Consider the following 15,515-nt stretch of genomic DNA (forward strand, 5'->3'; position numbering starts at 1 on the left):
CGGAGGACCGCCACGGCCGGCCGGCGCGGAAATGAGGGCGGGAGGGTCAGTCCTGGTGGCCCACGACGGCGGTCACCCGGATCTCCACCCGCATCCCCGGCGCCCCGAGCGCCGGAACACCGATCTGCGTCCAGATGGGCGCGCGCTCACCCATGCGCTTGCGCATCTGCTCCACCATGACGCGGGTGGGCAGCTCGCCGATGAAGTCGGGGGAGTCGGGGATGTGGTACGAGTCCACACCGATGACGTCCTGCCAGCCCGCGCCGGCCGTGGCGAGGGTCCTCTCCACGTTGTCGAAGGCCCGGACGATCTCGTCCTCCAGGGACGCGGGGAAGGTGAACTCCTCGTCCCAGCCTCCCTGTCCCGAGATCTCGACGCGGTCGCCCACGCGGACGGCCTGGCTGTAGTGCAACTGGGCGTGCAGTGTGTCGCCGTACCCGGGCGTGACGAAGAACTGGGGCTCGTTCATGGCGCTCCCTATGCGCTGAGGGTCCACACGTGAAGTAAAAGCACTTCACGCTTGAAGTGAACCCTACGCTATTTCACTTCAAGCGTGAAGTCCTCGATGTTCGATAAGGTGGCCCCATGGCCAAATCCGCCGACTCGAACCCAGGTCAGGACGCATCCGACGACGCACTGTGGCTGGACGCGGACGAGAAGGAGGCCTGGACCGGACTCGTCTCGCTGATCCTGCTGCTGCCGGGCAAGCTGGAAGCGCCGCTGCAACAGCGGAGCGGGATCTCCCTCTTCGAGTACCTCACCCTCAGCCATATCTCGGAGGCCCCGGAGCGCCGCCTGCGGATGAGCGAGCTGGCCTACCTCGCCGGCGGCTCCCTCTCACGCCTGTCGAACGTCGTGAAGCGGTTCGAGCAGCGCGGCTGGGTCGAGCGTTCCCCCGACCCCGACGACGGCCGGTACACCCTGGCCGCCCTCACCGACGAGGGCTACGAGGTGGTCGTCGACGCCGCGCCCACCCATGTCCGAGCGGTGCGCGACCTCGTGCTCACCCCGCTCACCGCGGCCGACCGCAGGGCACTGGCCCGCATCGCGGCGAAGCTGCGGGTGCGGCCGAACGACCTGTCGTCCTGACGCGGATCGCCCGCCGCCGGCCGTTCATGCCGGCGGCGGAGCCGTGCGCAGCAGGAGCACGGCGATGTCGTCGGTGTAGTGCGGGGTGGGCCGGGCGTGGCGCAGCAGGACGTCGATGAGGTGGTCGAGGTCCTGCCCGCTGTACTCCGCGAGGCAGTTGGAGAGCCCCAGGGCGGCCCGGTCGGGGTCGGCGCCCGGGATCTCGACAAGGCCGTCGGTGTACAGGGCGAAGGTCGTCCCCGGGGGCAGCGGCAGCACGGTGGTGGGGTAGCGGGAGACGGTCTCGACGCCGAGCAGGGGGCCGGGTTCGATCTCCATGACGCCCGGCGGCCGGCCGGGGTGGTGCAGGAGCGGCGGCGGGTGGCCCGCGCTCGCCATGACGGCCTCCTGGCGCACCAGGTCGATGTGCGCGTAGAGACACGAGACCAGCAGGTCCGTCTCCAGTTCCGACAGGACCCGGTTGGTGCGGGCGAGGACCTGGCCGGGCGGGGCGCCCACGGTGGCGTGGATGGCGGTGCGCACCTGGCCCATGAGGGCGGCGGCGGAGACGTTGTGGCCCTGGACGTCGCCGATCACGGCCGCGGCGGTGGTGGCGTCGATGCGGATGACGTCGTAGAAGTCACCGCCGATGTCCATGCCGCGGCTGGCCGGCAGATAGCGGGCGGCGGCGTCCAGGCCCGGCAGCGCGGGCAGACTGCGCGGCAGCAGGGCCTGCTGGAGGCCGTGCGCGAGGTCGCGCGTGGTGTCGTACAGCCGGGCCCGGTCCAGGGCCTGGGCGACGAGGCCGGCCAGTGAGGTGAGGACGGCGCGCTCGTCCGCGCTGAAGTCATGGGGCCGGTCGTACGAGAGGATGCAGCAGCCGACGGGCCGGCCGGAGACGACCAGCGGCAGGAAGGCCCAGGCCTGCTTGGCGCTGATCCGCGGCGCGTCGGGGAAGCGGCGCGCCAGCTCGGCGGGGCTGGTGAAGAAGGAGGGGACCCCGCTGGCCAGCACCTCCCCGGCGGGTGTGATGTCGGTGTCCAGGGGGAGACCGTCGAGCCGGTCGATCGTCGCCTGGTCGTACCCGTGGTGCCCGGTGATCCTCAGCCGCCCCGCGTCGGCGGCGGAGAGCACGAGTCCGTCGGCGCCGAAGGCGGGCAGGACCTGGTCGGCCACCAGGTCGACGACGTCGCGTACGGCCACCGTCTCGGTGAGGGCGGCGGCCAGGTGGACCAGCTGGTACAGCCGCCCCGAGGGGGTGGGCGGCGCGGAGACCAGGCCGCGCGCCGCGTACGTGCCGGAGGACTCGGGCACGCCGCCCTCCGGTGACCGGACGCGGGTGACGCGGGCGCTGATGCCGCTGGCGTCCGGGTAGAGCTGGAAGCGCAGCCAGGTGTCCGGGGGCCGCAGGGTGGTGAAGGTGACCGGGTCGCGGCTGATGACTGCGGTGCGGTAGTGGTCCTCCACGACCGTGTTGTCCATCCAGGGCAGCGACTGCCAGGGCCGGGTGCCGAGCAGCCGGCCGGCGTCCATCCCGAGCAGTGCCGCCGCGGCCGGGGCCAGATAGGTGATCCGGCCTTCGAGGTCGAGCCCGATGGCCGCCTCGGGCAGCCGGTCGACGTAGTCGGCGGCGGCCCGCAGCCGCTGACCGCCGCGCGGACGGCCGGCCACGGCGACCGGGATGTGCCGCGGGTGCTCGGGCACCGGCGGCAGAGCGGGGGCGTCGCCGATGATCCGGGCGATGCGCCGCGCGGCCGAGCTGATGTGCCCCCGCTCGCGGCGGGTGGCCTCGACGGGGTGACTCGCGGGCCACAGCAGGAACAGCGCGCCCAGGCACCGCGCCCCGCCCGGCAGCGGGGCCGCCGCGAGCGCGAACCGGTACGGCAGGCTGGCCGCGGCGCGCGGATAGACGCGGGCCATGTCGTCCTGCGACCCCACCCACACCAGGCGGTCCTCGCGCACCGCCTCGCTCACCGGGACGCCCGCGTTGAGCGGCACTCGCCGCCATGGCCACGCCACCTCCTCCGGCATCCCGGAGAGCACCACGAGGCCGAGCACGGGCGCGCTCTCGTCCAGGAGATAGACGCCCCCGGCGGAGGCTCCCGTACGGCGTACGGTGTCGGCCAGCGCCGCGTCCAGCGGAGCGGCACCCCCGGGGTCAGCGCCGTGACCGAGCATCGCGCGATGTCCTCCAGCCGACCGGGCAGCGGCCCTGGGGCGGCTGCGACGGTGAGTCACCCGTCACTCATCTCTCGACAGTACGCCGGGGACGCGGCGGAGGCAGGGCGACGGAGCAGGGACCGCCCGGGCCCGCGCCGACGGCTCGGTCAGCGGGGCGGGATGTCGTCGCGGCCCTCGGTGACCTCGCGTGCCAGGTCCGTCACCTTGCGGCGATGGGTGCGGGCGTGGCGGCGCAGGCAGCCGAAGGCGTCGTCGAGGGTGAGGCCCTGCCGGACCGCGAGCATGCCCTTGGCCTGTTCGATGACGACCCGGCTGCTCAGCGCCGTCTGCAACTGGGCGGCCAGGACGCGGCTCTCGAACGCCTGCCGTTGCAGGGCGAGAGCGTGGGCGGCCGTCTCCGCCAGGCAGCGGGCCGACGCGAGAGCCTTCTCGTCCATGGTCGCTTCGGGCGGACCCAGCAGGACCAGGGCGCCGAAGGCGAGGTCGTCCGTGCTCTTGAGGGGCAGTGCGGTCACCCGGCCGAAGCCGAGCGCCAGCGCGCGGGGCGCCCAGGAAGGCCAGCGCACCCGGGCCGGACGCGTGGTGACGTCCACGTCGATCAGGGCCGCGCCCGAGGAGCGGGCATCACACCCCGGCCCTTCCTTCCACGCGACGGCGTCCGCCGCCAAGGTGCGCAGGGCGCTGCCGGTGCCCTCGGTGGAGATGTCCGGGCAGCTGAGCGGTGCGTACTGCACGATCGCGCCCCGTGCGCCGTACACGCGTCGACCGCTCTCCGCGCATGTCGCCAGCAGCACCCGTGTGTCGAGGGGTTCCTGACTGGCCACCCTCATCAGCCGGGCGAAGAGCGCGGCGAGTTCCTCCCCCTGCAGGGTCACAGTGCGGACCTCCCGCCGAGCCAGACCGACCTCGACGATAGTCGCGGTGGTTGCCGCACGCACCCGTTGGCCAGGGGCGGACAAGTATTGACCAAAAATCTGCGCATGAAGCGCGCTTGCTCGCGTATGCGCTGGTCAGCGCACTCCGTGTGGCCGGAACTGGATGCTGATGCGGCCCCCGGCCACCCGCGTCGACTTGGGGATGGCGTGCTCCCAGGTGCGCTGGCAGGAGCCGCCCATGACGATCAGATCGCCGTGGCCGAGCGGACGGCGGATGCCCTCGCCCCCGCGGAGGGGCCGGAGCAGCAGATCACGCGGCGCCCCCACGGAGAGGATGGCGACCATGGTGTTCTCGCGGGCGCCCCGGCCGATGCGGTCGCCGTGCCAGGCCACGCTGTCGCGTCCGTCGCGGTAGTGGCACAGGCCCGCCGTCGTGAAGGCCTCGCCGAGCTCCTCGGCGTAGTGGTCGGAGAGCGCCTGGCGCGCCTCGTCGAGGACGGGGTGCGGCAGCGGCTCGCCGTCGCCGTAGAAGGCCAGCAGGCGCGGCACGTCCACGACCCTCTCGTACATCTGCCGGCGTTCGGCCTTCCACGGGACGTCCACCGCCAGCCGTTCGAACAGCACGTGGGCGCCGCTGAGCCAGCCCGGCAGCAGGTCGATCCACGCACCGTCGCCGAGTGCCGTCCTGCGGACCTCGGTCAGCGGGCGCAGGTGCACGTCGTCGCTCTGGTCGAAGAGCGATCCCTGGAGCTGGTGCGTTGCCATGGGACCAGCGTAACGTGCAATCGAACGTACGAGCTAATTCGCATGCCGGACGGGCGACAGCGCTGCGATATTGGCCGGGTGAAGGCGACGACGAGTTTTCGAAGGGCCGCCGTGGCGTGGGCCGCCGGCGGGGAAGGCGGCGCGTCCGCCGCCGAAGCGGCGCGGGCGCGGGCGGCCGACGCCGGTGTGCGCAGAGTCGTCCTCGTCGAGGGGGACAGCGACCTCGTGGCCCTGGAGGCGCTGGCGGAACGCCGCGGCCGGAGCCTCGACACGGAGGGCGTCTCGATCCTCCCACTGGGCGGCGCCATGAGCATCGGGAGATTCCTCGCCCTGTGCGGACCCGCGGGGCTCGACGTCCCGGTGGCGGGACTGTGCGACGCGGGGGAGGCGCACCACTTCCGGCGCGTCCTCGAGCGGACGGGGTCCGGCCCGCAGCACACCCGCGCCGATCTGGAGCGGCTCGGCTTCTTCGTGTGCGACGCGGACCTGGAGGACGAACTGATCCGCAGCCTGCGCGCCGAAGCCGTCGTCGACATCCTCGGCGAACAGGGAGACCTGCGCTCCTTCCGCACCTTCCAGAAGCAGCCCGCGCAGCGCGAACGCGGCCTCCCGCAGCAACTGCGGCGATTCATGGGCACCAGGAGCGGCCGCAAGGCGCTCTACGCGCGCGCCTTCGTGGAACACCTCGACCTCGACCGCGTGCCCCGCCCACTGGACGGCCTGCTCGCCCACGTCTGAGACCTGGTGCGGTGACCGCGAAGGTGCACCGTGTCGTGACGGCCGACGCCGTGCTTCGACGCGTTGCCGGACCACCGGGGCACGTCCCCGGCAGGAGCCGCGGCCCTCCGCCGTGCGACGCGCCGCACGGGCCGCCGACCGGGCCGCCGCCTCACGGTCGGTGACCCTCGCTTCCCGGTCCGGGCTCACACTCGCCGCCCCGCCCTCTCGGCCGGGCATTTAATCGGATGTGCGCGCGGCGCGGAGTTGTTAGGTTCGCCGTGTGCCGAAGCTGAATCAGATCATCGCAGTCGAAAAGGGCGTCAAGTCCAAGGCTCTCCAGGAGCTCACCCAGGCTCACCAGGACGTGCAGAAGCCCGCCCTGCTGGCAGGCATCTCCCGGACCTACCAGCCCAAGGACGAAGAGGGCGAGCAACTGCCGCCCGAGTCCACGCGGGTGCAGATCAAGGCCGAGGACGCTCTGCGGACGACCGCCGGGACGCTGACGCGGCTCTTCGACGTGACCGCGACGAAGGACTGGGCGAACCGGTCCGCGGCCGCGGACGTGGTGGTCGACGGCACGGTGCTGTTGCCCCAGGTGCCCGTCCCGTACCTGTTGTTCCTGGAGAAGCAACTCACCGACCTGCACACCTTCGTGCGCAAGCTGCCGGTGCTCGACGCCTCCGAGTCGTGGAACCTGGACCCCTCGACGGACTCGTGGAAGACGGAGCCGGTGCGGACCATCCGCACGAAGAAGGTTCCGCGCAACCACGTGAAGGCCGAGGCCACGGAGAAGCACCCGGCGCAGGTCGAGGTGTACTACGAGGACGTCCCGGTCGGTTACTGGACCACGGTGAAGTTCTCCGGCGCGCTGCCCGCCCGGCGGGTCAACGAACTCCTCGACCGCGTCGAGAAGCTCCAGCAGTCCGTCAAGTTCGCCCGCGAGGAGGCGAACAACACCGAGGTCACCGACCAGCGGGTCGGCGACGCGGTATTCGGCTACCTCTTCCGGTAGCCCCCACATACGCCCTCCGTCGCGAGCGGAGGGTGCGCGATGAGCGCAAGCTGAAACTGATGTTGAAGCTGATGAAGGGGTGTCAGTTGGGGGTTCGAATCCCTCTCCCCGCACCACGTGCGGGGGTGGCCCAAGCCTGGCAGAGGCGGCCCCATGAAACTCAGATTCTCGCTCCAGTCTCAGTATTCGCCGCCGAACACCGGATCGACCGAGCGTGGGCGAACATCGACGGATGGGGGTTCAAGTCCCCCCGGCGCCTCTCTCGTGGCGCTGTAGTTCAAAGGCAGAACACGTCGATCTCAACATGACCCGCGGTTCTTCAACGCCGCCGGTGTGCGCAAATGGGTGGCAAGCTGGAGCCCGGGAGCTGGACATGCTCCCGGGCTCCGTCACGTTCCGGCTGCGGCTCGTGCTGTGACCAGGAAGGCTCACCGGGTCGAGTGGGTCAGGCCGCGACGGGGGACGGTTCGAGTCGGCCAGGGTGAACTGCCGTGGCCGGCCCAGCAGAAGCCGGCGGTGGGGCGGATTCCCGAGGACCACGACTAGGATCCGCCGACCGCTCCGGCCTCGTCGAGGTAGCGCCGCACCGGGCCCAGGGTGAGCATGCCGCTCGCGCCTCCGGCGTCCTCCGCGCGGGCCGGGCGCAGGGCGGCGGCGGCCCGCGCGGCGGCCTCGGGCTCGCCGAGGCGCGCCGCGGCATGGGCCGTGAGGCACCACAGGGCCTCCTGGAGGTGGTCACGCGGCGGTTCGGGCTGGGCGGCGAGGGCGGCGCGGGCGCCGTCCACGTCGCCCCCGGCGAGGAGGACGAGGGGCCGCGCCCACGGCAGGTGCGGACCCCAGTCGAGGCGGGGGCCGGTGGGCGCGGGCCTGCCGTGCAGCAGCCGGAGCCCGAGCAGGGCGAGCGGAAGCAGACCGCGGTGGAGGCCGGGCATGCCCGCTTCCGCGAGGGAGGCGTCGGCGGCCCGGTAGGCCGCGGCGGCCTCGGCGGGGGAGGGGCCGCCGGGTTCGGCGCTGCGGGCGGCGAGCACCCGGGCCCTGAACCACGCGGTGAGCACGGCGACGAGCGGGGACTCGTGCGCGGCGGCCAGCTCCTCCGCGGCGACGGCATGGGCCTCACCGGCCGTGAGACGGCTGAGGGCGGACGCGGACTGGAGCCGTGCGAGCCGCCCGAGGATGCCGAAGGTCGGCACCTCGTGCCGGGCGGCCAGGGCGACGAGCTCGGCGCCGACGGCGTCGCGCTCGCCGGCGAGGCCGGGCCGGGCGAACGACTGCAGGAAGACGCCGTTGAGCGCGAAGGCCAGCAGGGCGGGATCATCGAGCCCCCTGGCCAGCGCCTCGGCTTCGCGCGCCGCCGCGGCGGCGGTCGTCCCGCCGGTGCCGGACACGTCCCCGCTGCGGCTCTCGACCGCGACGGTCGCCAGGAGGCGGGCCCGCAGACCGGGTGGGCCGTCGGGTCCGAGCGCGGCGAGGGTGCGCCCGGCCGCCTCCACCACCGCGCGGGACTGCTCGGGGTCGTCGGACCGGCTCCAGATCGCCGGTACGTCGTACGCGCCGATCACCCGCGCGGTCAGCGCGACGTCCCCCGTGCGCTCCGCCGCCCGGATGGCGGTGAGGCGGTCACGGCGCGCGGAGACCAGGGCGTCGCCGCCGGCGATGGCGAGGGTGCGGGCCAGGCTGACGGTCGTGCGCGGCCCCAGCGGGGCGCCGGCGCCGGGCCAGGGGCGCGGCCCCGCCTCGACGGACGCCGACCCGTCGAGCAGGGCGCTCTCCAGGCGCCGCAGCTCGGGGCCCGGGTCGAGGCCGAGCTGCGCCACGAGCATGGCGCGGGCCCGGCGGAGGGTGGCGAGCGCGTCGGCCCGGCGCCCGTCGCGGTACAGGGCGCGGGCGAGGAGGCCCCAGGCCGGCTCGCGCCACGGATGCTCGGCGACGTGCTCGCGGAGTGCCGCCACCAGCTCGGCGCCCGCCCCGGCGTCGAGGAGGACACCCGCCCGCAGCTCGACACCCTGCAGGCGCAGCTCCTCCAGGCGCGCGCGCTCCCGCTGGGCCCACGGGGCGTCGGGGAAGTCGGCGTAGGCGGGCCCGCACCACGCGGCGAGCGCGTCGCCGAGGGCGGTGACGTCGTGCGGGGGACGGCGGGCCGCGGCCAGGGCGTCCTCGAAACGCCGGGCGTCCATCGCCTCGCGCGGCAGGCGCAGCGCGTACCCGGGGCCTTCCGTGACGAGCAGCCGGGGCGGGGTGCGGGGCGCCCTGCCGGGTTCGACGGCACGGCGCAGCGCGGCGACGAACGTCCGCAGCGCGCCCAGGGAACCGGCACCCGGCTCGGCCCACAGATCGGCGACGAGCGTGTCGGCGGTGACGAGCCGCCCCTCGGCGGCGGCCAGCCGCGCGAGCACCTCGCGATGCCGGGGTCCGCCCAGGTCGATCGCGCTGCCGTCGTCGTGCCACGCCCGCACGGCGCCCAGTACGTCCATTCGCATGCCCCCATCCTCGGGGCACGGCCCCCGCTCCGGCGAACCGCGCTCATCGGCTGCTGATCCGCCTCGTGCACCGTGACCGCGTCAGCCAGGCGAATCCGCCACGACGAGAGGAACCGCGGTGACCCACACCCCCGCACCCACCATCCCCGACTTCGCCTACGTACGCCTGCCCGGCGTCGGCGGCGTCGAGCTGTCCGCCGCGGTCGGCGGCGGCGGCGCCCCGGTCGTGCTGCTGCACGGCTTCCCCCAGACGCACCTGATGTGGCGCCACGTGGCGCGGCGGCTGGCCGACGACCACCTGGTCGTCTGCCCCGACCTGCGTGGTTACGGCGCGAGCGACAAGCCGCGGGCCACGGACGACGACGTCTACGCGAAGCGGACCATGGCCGCCGACATCGTGGCCCTGATGGCGGAGCTCGGGCACGACCACTTCGCCCTGGTGGGCCACGACCGAGGCGCCCTGGTCGCCTTCCGGGCGGGCCTCGACCACCCGGAGACCATCACCCACCTGGGCATCCTCGACGTCGTACCGACCCTGGACATGTGGGACGTGCTGCACGGCGTGTCCGCGGCGGTCGGCTTCCACCTGTTCCTCATGGCGCAGCCGCCCGGCCTGCCGGAGACGATGATCGTCAACAGCGCGGACGCGTTCTTCGGGTCGTTCCTCGACACCTGGGCCAAGGACCCCGGCGCGATCCCCGCGCCGGTGCGCGCGGAGTACCTGCGCGCGAGCGCGGCGGCCGTGGACTCCATCGTCGCCGACTACCGGGCGTCGGCGGGCGTGGACGTCGTGCAGGACCAGGCGGACTCCGACGCCGGCTCGCAGTTCGCGATGCCCGTCGCGGTCGTCCAGCAGGACTGGGGAGCGCGGCTCGGCTACGACGCGGCGGCGGTGTGGCGGGCCTGGGCGCCCCGCCTCGACCACCACCTCACCGAGGCGGGACACTTCATGGCCGAGGAGGCCCCCGACGAGATCACGGCGGTGATACGCCGTCTGCTCGCGGCCTGAGAGGCCGCGGCCCCCGGACCGAGCAACCCTGCTGACACTGCGTCAGTCCTCTGCCGTGCCGCCCGGCATGACGGAGGCCTCGGAAGCAGGTGACGCCCCACGCGCGGCGCCCGGCGTGTTCGCCCCGGCACGCACTGCCCGCTCATCGACTGAGGCGGCCGCCCTGATGTCCGATGCGCCTGCCGGCCTCGCAGCTCCGCCCGATGGACACCTCTGGGCGGTGTCCACCCCCGTACGCGCCAACCCGTTCGGTGGCTACCTCGCCCGCGCCTTCGCCGGGGCGTCGGCGCCGGACGACATGCTTGAGGCGGCCCGCACGGGCGGGGCCGGTGAAGCGCGCACCCTCTTCACCCTCGGCCTGGCCATGATGCGCGACGGGCTCATCATCATCGTGCTGCTCCCGTCCGTCGCCATCTGGAACTACGTCGTCCTGCCCCTGATGATGCTCACCGACCCCACACTGTTCCCGATGAACCTCGGCATCTTCCAGTGGAGCACCACGTGACCGACAGCGCCGGCCGACGGTCGCCGGCCGCACCCGACGACGAAGGACGCCATCCTGCCGTGAAACTTCCCCAGACGCTCCTGGTGATGGACGACCGGGCGCTCAGCATGCAGTTCTCCCCCGAGGAGATGACCCGCCTCCGGGCCACGGCGACGCTGGGCGATCCCGTCGTGGCGCACGAACTGACCTCCCCCGGGGCGAGGCGCAGACTCGCCGAGGCGGAGGTCCTGCTCACCTCGTGGGGCTGCCCCCGCCTGGACGAGGACGTCCTCGCGGCGGCGCCCGGACTGAAGGCGGTCCTGCACGCGGCGGGCTCCGTCCGCGGGCACGTCACCGACGCTGTCTTCGACCGGGACATCCTCGTCACCACCGCGGCCGACGCCAACGCGGAACCGGTCGCCCATTTCACCCTCGCCGCCATCCTCTGGGGCTTCAAGAAGGCGCCCTTCCTCGCCAACGACGCCCGGCGGTTCCGCGAGGACTGGAGCTACGTCGAAAGCCGCGGCGAACTCACGGGCGTCGGCCGGACGGTCGTCGTGGTCGGGTTCTCCCGCATCGGCGGCCGACTGGTCCGGCTCCTGCGCGACCTGGACCTGGCACGCGTCCTCGTCGTCGACCCGGTCGCCGACACCGCCGACGTCGTCGCCGCGGGCGGTGAGCCCGCCACCCTGGCCGACGCCCTGCCCCGGGCCGACGTGCTGACCCTGCACGCGCCCGCCCTGCCCGAGACCCGCCACATGATCGGCGCCGCCGAACTCGCGGCCCTCCCGCCCCACGCCGTCCTCGTCAACACGGCCCGCGGCAGCCTTGTCGACACCGCGGCCCTCGAAGCGGCCTGCGCGGCCGGGCTGCACGCCGTCCTCGACGTCACCGAACCGGAGCCACTGCCCGCCGACTCACCCCTGTACACCCTGCCCAATGTGATGCTCACCCCGCACATCGCCGGCTCCCTCGGCTCGGAGGCCCGCAGGATGAGCGCCCTCGCCCTGACCGAACTGGAACGCTACGCTGCCGGGCTCCCCGCCCTCGCGCCGATCACCCGGCACGGCCTGGAGGTACAGGCATGACCGGACGCCCCGACGACCGCGCCCCCTCGCTCTCCCCCTGCACCGGGTGAGAGCGCAGGCACGGGACGCGTCGACCGACCGGCTCCTCACCGCCCTCGGCACCCACCGCGCCCCGACAGGCTCCACCAGGCCAAGGTCGAAGCCGTGTCGATCGCCCTGATCCTCCAGTGGACGAAGCCGTGGCTGTGGGACGGCCTCGACCCCCACTGGGAGCGGGAGGACACAGTCCTCACGGCTCGGGGCGCTCCCTGACGACGTCCAGCGGGTCCTTGTCATCGCGCAGGCCCTGGTAGCGGGGGTGGCGCAGCAGGCCGTCGCGGGTCCACTCCGTGAAGGCGATCTCGGCGACGAGTTCCGGTCGCACCCAGCGGGCCGCCCGCTCCGGCCGACGCCCCTCGAACGGCGAGGAGTTCACCTCGCGTGCGTCGAGTTCCCGCCGCAGGGCGAGCAGCGTACGCCGGTCGAACCCCGTGCCCACCTTGCCGGCGTACCGCAGCCGCCCGCCCTCGTGGTAGCCGATGAGCAGTGCTCCGAGGCCGGTGCGGGTGCCCGCGGGTTCGGTGAAGCCGCCGACCACGAACTCCTGGGCTTGAGCCAGTCCTCCGAGCGGCGTCTTCGGTACGCGCTGTCGGCCCGCTTGGCGATCAGCCCCTCCCAGCCGCGCCGGCACGCCTCGGCGAGCAGTTCGGGGCCGCCCTCGTTGCGATGGGTGCAAAAGCGCAGCGGCGCCGCGAACGTGAGCGAGCGCCGCAGCAGCGACTTGCGGTGGCGCAGCGGAAGACGCCGCACGTCCGCGCCGTCCAGCCGCAGGAGGTCGAAGACGTAGTACGTCACCGCCACCTTGCTCGCCGCGACATCGGCGGGCCGCGTGAGGCCCATCCGCTGCTGGAGCAGCGCGAAGTCCGTCCGGCCGCGCGAGTAGGCCACGATCTCGCCGTCGACGGTGAAGTCCCCGCAGGCCTGTGCGGCGAGGGCGTCGACGATCTCGGGGTAGGTGGCGTCGAGCCGTCGTCCGGAGCGGGACAGCAGGGTCACCTCGCCCCGCTCGCGCACCGCGAGCACCCGGATGCCGTCCAGCTTCCGCTCGAAGACCCACCCCTGCGGGAAGTCACGCCGGTCGCTGAGCGTCGCCAGCATGGGCGTGGCCGCCAGCTCGGCGCCGGGCGCCGCCTCGCGGACGCGCCCGTACAGCTCGGGCGGCAGCGTGTCCAAGAGGCCGGTCACTCCCGCTCACCGCGCTCCGGCTCCCAGGTCGCCGCGTCCGGCGCCTCGGCGACCTGCCGAAGCGTACGGCCGCTGCGCGCGGATCGGGCCCGCCGGGGATCGGGCGTTCCGGCGCCGCTGCCGCCGTGCCCCGACCCCTTGCGTACGAGCAGCCACGTCGGCTTCTTCCCCGACGCCGAGCCCGACCCGCCGCTCCTCTCCTCACGGCCGTGGAAGCGGGTGAGCGCGTAGGGCCCGCGCAGCTTCTCGCCGTGCAGCTCGAACGTGGCGTGGCCGTTCTCCAGGGCCTGCGCGAACGGCACCGGCCGGTTGCGTTTGTCGTGGCTGGTGGGCCGGTAGGTGCCCTGGTCCCAGACGATGACGGTCCCGCCGCCGTACTCACCCCGCGGGATCACACCCTCGAAGTGCCGGTACTCCATGGGGTGGTCCTCGGTCGGCAGGGCGAGCCGCTTGTCCTGGGGGTCGGTGGAGGGGCCCTTCGGCACCGACCACGACTTCAGGACCCCGTCGACCTCCAGGCGGAAGTCGAAGTGCATGGAGCTGGCGTCATGGATCTGCACGACGAAGACGGGGTCGCGGTCACGGGCGCCGCCGGTGGCCGACGGGTCCTGTTCGCGGGCGGCCGGCCCGCCGGGGGGTCCACCCCCCGTTCCGCTGCCCGCCGCACCGCTGGGTTCGCGGGTCTTGTCGAAGTCCCGCTTCCCGCGGTAGGTCCGCAGTGCGTCCTTCTCGTCCCGCGCCTCTCTCTGGCCCTTCTCACCCTTCTCGCTCACGGCGGCGCTCTCCTCTGTCGGGGTTCGCTGGCTCGTCCCGGCCGGTACCCGTGATTGTCACCGGCACGCGCGCGTGGGGCCACCGGATGATCCGCGCGTGCGGTGCGGCCGCCCCGCCGTCCGCCGACGGGACGGCCGCACCGGATGGGTGTGTCAGGCGGCGTCAGGGCCCAGCTCAAGGCGTGGCCAGTCCGCGAGGTCATGCAGGAGCTGCCGGTCGTGGGTGGCCACGACGACGGCGGCGCGGGTGTCGCGCAGCGCGTCGGTCAGCTCGTCGACCAGCGTCGCCGACAGATGGTTGGTCGGCTCGTCCAGCAGCACCAGTGTGGGCCGGCCGGCCAGGGCGAGCGCCAGGTCGAGACGCCGCCGCTGCCCCTGCGACATCCGCCCGACCGGCGTACGCGCCGCCTCCGCGCCGAGCAGCCCGAGCGCTCCGAGCGGCACGGCCTCGGCGTCGCGGAGCGTCCCGCGGGACACCAGCCGCCCCACGTGCCGGGCGTACACCTCGCGGGCGGTGACCCCGGGGTCCTGCTCGGCGGTCTCCTGGGTGATCCGTGCGACGCGGGCCCCGCCCGCCGCCCGCACCTGCCCGTACGCGGGTTCCAGCGCCCCGGCGAGGATCGCGAGCAGGGTCGACTTGCCCGCGCCGTTGGGACCGGTGACGAGCAGCCGGCCGCCGCCGTCGAGGGTTACGTCGACCGGTCCCGCGAGCCGCTGGGGCACGCCGACGCCGTGCGCCCGCAGCTGCGGAGCGCCCGGCCGGACGTCCGGCTCTGGCCAGCGCAGGGGCACCGGTGGCTCCGGCACGTCGACGCGGTGCGCGTCGAGCGCCTCCTGCTGCCGGTGCAGGGCCTGGACGGCGCCCGGGGCGCGGGACTGGCGCTGGTGCTTGCCGGTGCCCTTCGGCGGTCGCCAGCCGGTGGAGAGCCGGTCCCGCGCCTGCGCCACCGCGTCCTGCAGCCGCCGGTGCTCCTCCTGCTGCTCCGCGTGGTCCTGCTCCCAGCGCAGGCGTTCGCGGCGACGGGCGACCTGCCAGGCGTCGTAGCCGCCGACGTACAGGCGGGGCCTGCCCTCACGGCTCGGGTCGAGGTCGAGGAACCGGTCCGCCACGTCGCGCAGCAACGCCCGGTCATGACTGACGACGGCCAGGCCGCCGGGGTGCTCGCGGAGCCTGCGGGTCAGGAAGCCGAGGCCGTCGGCGTCGAGGTGGTTGGTCGGCTCGTCCAGCAGCAGCACGTCGTGCCGCGCGCCCAGCAGGCAGGCGAGACGGACGCGGTAGCGCTGCCCGACGGACAGGGTCGACAGCGGGCGTCCGCGGTCGGTGCAGGCGCCGAGCGCTTCGAGGGCGACGTCGACGCGGCGCTCGGCGTCCCAGGCGTCGAGCCGGGTGGCGGCGTCGAGCGCGGCGGCGTACCGGTCGTCGGCGGCGGGGTCGCCGTCGCTCAGGGCATCCGCGGCGTCGTCGAGGGCGCGGAGGGCGGCGAGCGAGGCCGCCAGCGCCCGTGACGTCAGATCGCCGACGGTCTCGTCGTGCCGCACGGACAGCTCCTGGCGGGCGAGGCCGATGGTCCCGGCCCGGCGCAGGGTGCCCGCGTCGGGCGGGATCAGTCCGGCGAGGACGTGCAGCAGGGTCGTCTTCCCGCGGCCGTTCTCGCCGACGACGGCGATCCGGGACCGCCCGGACACGGTGACCGTGACGTCATCGAGAACACGCCGGCCCCCACGGACGACGGCGACGCCCTCGGCGCGGACATGCGCACTGCCGCCCGCGTCGAGGGGCAGGGCCAAGGCTTCATGACGGGAATCGAGAGGCAAGGGTTGCACGGTAGGTCACTCCGC

At 73.9% G+C, this 15,515-nt stretch carries 13 protein-coding genes and 1 pseudogene; 6 read left to right on the forward strand and 8 right to left on the reverse strand.

The window, feature by feature from the left end; genetic code table 11:
• Positions 1-46: 46 nt before the first annotated feature.
• Entirely contained in the window at positions 47-469 is a 423-nt protein-coding gene (locus DCW30_RS17040; RefSeq protein ID WP_076687650.1) for a RidA family protein, read from the reverse strand.
• Positions 470-585: 116 nt separating this feature from the next.
• Here DCW30_RS17040 and DCW30_RS17045 point away from each other — a divergent pair, with 116 nt between their 5' ends.
• The gene (locus DCW30_RS17045) at positions 586-1,089 is read left to right on the forward strand and encodes a MarR family winged helix-turn-helix transcriptional regulator (protein WP_076687651.1); all 504 of its coding nucleotides are present in this window, start codon (positions 586-588) and stop codon (positions 1,087-1,089) included.
• A 24-nt stretch (positions 1,090-1,113) separates the two neighbouring features.
• On the opposite strand, the gene DCW30_RS17050 is transcribed toward DCW30_RS17045, so the two are convergent.
• The 3 genes from DCW30_RS17050 to DCW30_RS17060 all read right to left on the reverse strand — a co-directional run bounded on the left by DCW30_RS17050 (position 1,114) and on the right by DCW30_RS17060 (position 4,889).
• The gene (locus tag DCW30_RS17050) at positions 1,114-3,246 is read right to left on the reverse strand and encodes a SpoIIE family protein phosphatase (RefSeq protein WP_076687652.1); all 2,133 of its coding nucleotides are present in this window, start codon (positions 3,244-3,246) and stop codon (positions 1,114-1,116) included.
• 149 nt (positions 3,247-3,395) lie between these two features.
• A complete protein-coding gene (locus DCW30_RS17055) occupies positions 3,396-4,124 on the reverse strand; it encodes an ANTAR domain-containing protein (protein WP_076687653.1) in 729 nt (242 codons plus the stop codon).
• 135 nt (positions 4,125-4,259) lie between these two features.
• Positions 4,260-4,889 carry an alpha-ketoglutarate-dependent dioxygenase AlkB gene (locus DCW30_RS17060; protein ID WP_076687654.1) on the reverse strand — a complete coding sequence of 210 codons (630 nt, stop codon included), beginning with the start codon at positions 4,887-4,889 and terminating at the stop codon, positions 4,260-4,262.
• 78 nt (positions 4,890-4,967) lie between these two features.
• On the opposite strand from DCW30_RS17060, the gene DCW30_RS17065 reads away from it, so the two are divergent.
• Entirely contained in the window at positions 4,968-5,627 is a 660-nt protein-coding gene (locus DCW30_RS17065) for an ATP-dependent endonuclease (protein ID WP_242543538.1), read from the forward strand.
• A gap of 262 nt (positions 5,628-5,889) precedes the next feature.
• Positions 5,890-6,621 (forward strand): DUF7873 family protein, encoded by a 732-nt coding sequence (locus tag DCW30_RS17070; protein WP_062768847.1) that lies wholly within the window; start codon positions 5,890-5,892, stop codon positions 6,619-6,621.
• A 542-nt stretch (positions 6,622-7,163) separates the two neighbouring features.
• Here the strand turns inward: DCW30_RS17070 and DCW30_RS17075 are convergent.
• Entirely contained in the window at positions 7,164-9,098 is a 1,935-nt protein-coding gene (locus DCW30_RS17075) for an AfsR/SARP family transcriptional regulator (protein WP_076687656.1), read from the reverse strand.
• Between the two features lie 118 nt (positions 9,099-9,216).
• Between DCW30_RS17075 and DCW30_RS17080 the strand changes: the two genes are divergently transcribed.
• The 3 genes from DCW30_RS17080 to DCW30_RS17090 all read left to right on the forward strand — a co-directional run bounded on the left by DCW30_RS17080 (position 9,217) and on the right by DCW30_RS17090 (position 11,679).
• On the forward strand, positions 9,217-10,107 hold the full coding sequence (locus tag DCW30_RS17080) for an alpha/beta fold hydrolase (RefSeq protein WP_076687657.1): 891 nt from the start codon (positions 9,217-9,219) through the stop codon (positions 10,105-10,107).
• A 166-nt stretch (positions 10,108-10,273) separates the two neighbouring features.
• Positions 10,274-10,612 (forward strand): ABC transporter permease family protein, encoded by a 339-nt coding sequence (locus tag DCW30_RS17085; RefSeq protein WP_129299902.1) that lies wholly within the window; start codon positions 10,274-10,276, stop codon positions 10,610-10,612.
• An 86-nt stretch (positions 10,613-10,698) separates the two neighbouring features.
• Entirely contained in the window at positions 10,699-11,679 is a 981-nt protein-coding gene (locus DCW30_RS17090) for a hydroxyacid dehydrogenase (protein WP_076689696.1), read from the forward strand.
• A gap of 229 nt (positions 11,680-11,908) precedes the next feature.
• Here the strand turns inward: DCW30_RS17090 and ligD are convergent.
• The 3 genes and pseudogenes from ligD to DCW30_RS17105 all read right to left on the reverse strand — a co-directional run bounded on the left by ligD (position 11,909) and on the right by DCW30_RS17105 (position 15,491).
• Positions 11,909-12,903: pseudogene (gene ligD / locus DCW30_RS17095) on the reverse strand (non-homologous end-joining DNA ligase).
• Positions 12,900-13,676 (reverse strand): DNA polymerase ligase N-terminal domain-containing protein, encoded by a 777-nt coding sequence (locus tag DCW30_RS17100; protein WP_076687659.1) that lies wholly within the window; start codon positions 13,674-13,676, stop codon positions 12,900-12,902. Before DCW30_RS17100 ends, ligD begins: the two are co-directional and overlap by 4 nt.
• Positions 13,677-13,829: 153 nt before the next feature.
• Positions 13,830-15,491 carry an ABC-F family ATP-binding cassette domain-containing protein gene (locus DCW30_RS17105; protein WP_076687660.1) on the reverse strand — a complete coding sequence of 554 codons (1,662 nt, stop codon included), beginning with the start codon at positions 15,489-15,491 and terminating at the stop codon, positions 13,830-13,832.
• Between the last annotated feature and the right edge of the window lie 24 nt (positions 15,492-15,515).

Origin of the sequence: Streptomyces alfalfae (assembly GCF_004127445.1) — a bacterium.
Lineage (GTDB): Bacteria > Actinomycetota > Actinomycetes > Streptomycetales > Streptomycetaceae > Streptomyces > Streptomyces alfalfae.

Bases quoted from the DNA above. Each gene is read 5' to 3' on its own strand.
- DCW30_RS17040 (WP_076687650.1), bottom strand. From the start codon at position 469: ATGAACGAGCCCCAGTTCTTCGTCACGCCCGGGTACGGCGACACACTG.
- DCW30_RS17045 (WP_076687651.1), top strand. From the start codon at position 586: ATGGCCAAATCCGCCGACTCGAACCCAGGTCAGGACGCATCCGACGAC.
- DCW30_RS17050 (WP_076687652.1), bottom strand. From the start codon at position 3,246: ATGCTCGGTCACGGCGCTGACCCCGGGGGTGCCGCTCCGCTGGACGCG.
- DCW30_RS17060 (WP_076687654.1), bottom strand. From the start codon at position 4,889: ATGGCAACGCACCAGCTCCAGGGATCGCTCTTCGACCAGAGCGACGAC.
- DCW30_RS17075 (WP_076687656.1), bottom strand. From the start codon at position 9,098: ATGCGAATGGACGTACTGGGCGCCGTGCGGGCGTGGCACGACGACGGC.
- DCW30_RS17085 (WP_129299902.1), top strand. From the start codon at position 10,274: ATGTCCGATGCGCCTGCCGGCCTCGCAGCTCCGCCCGATGGACACCTC.
- DCW30_RS17090 (WP_076689696.1), top strand. From the start codon at position 10,699: ATGGACGACCGGGCGCTCAGCATGCAGTTCTCCCCCGAGGAGATGACC.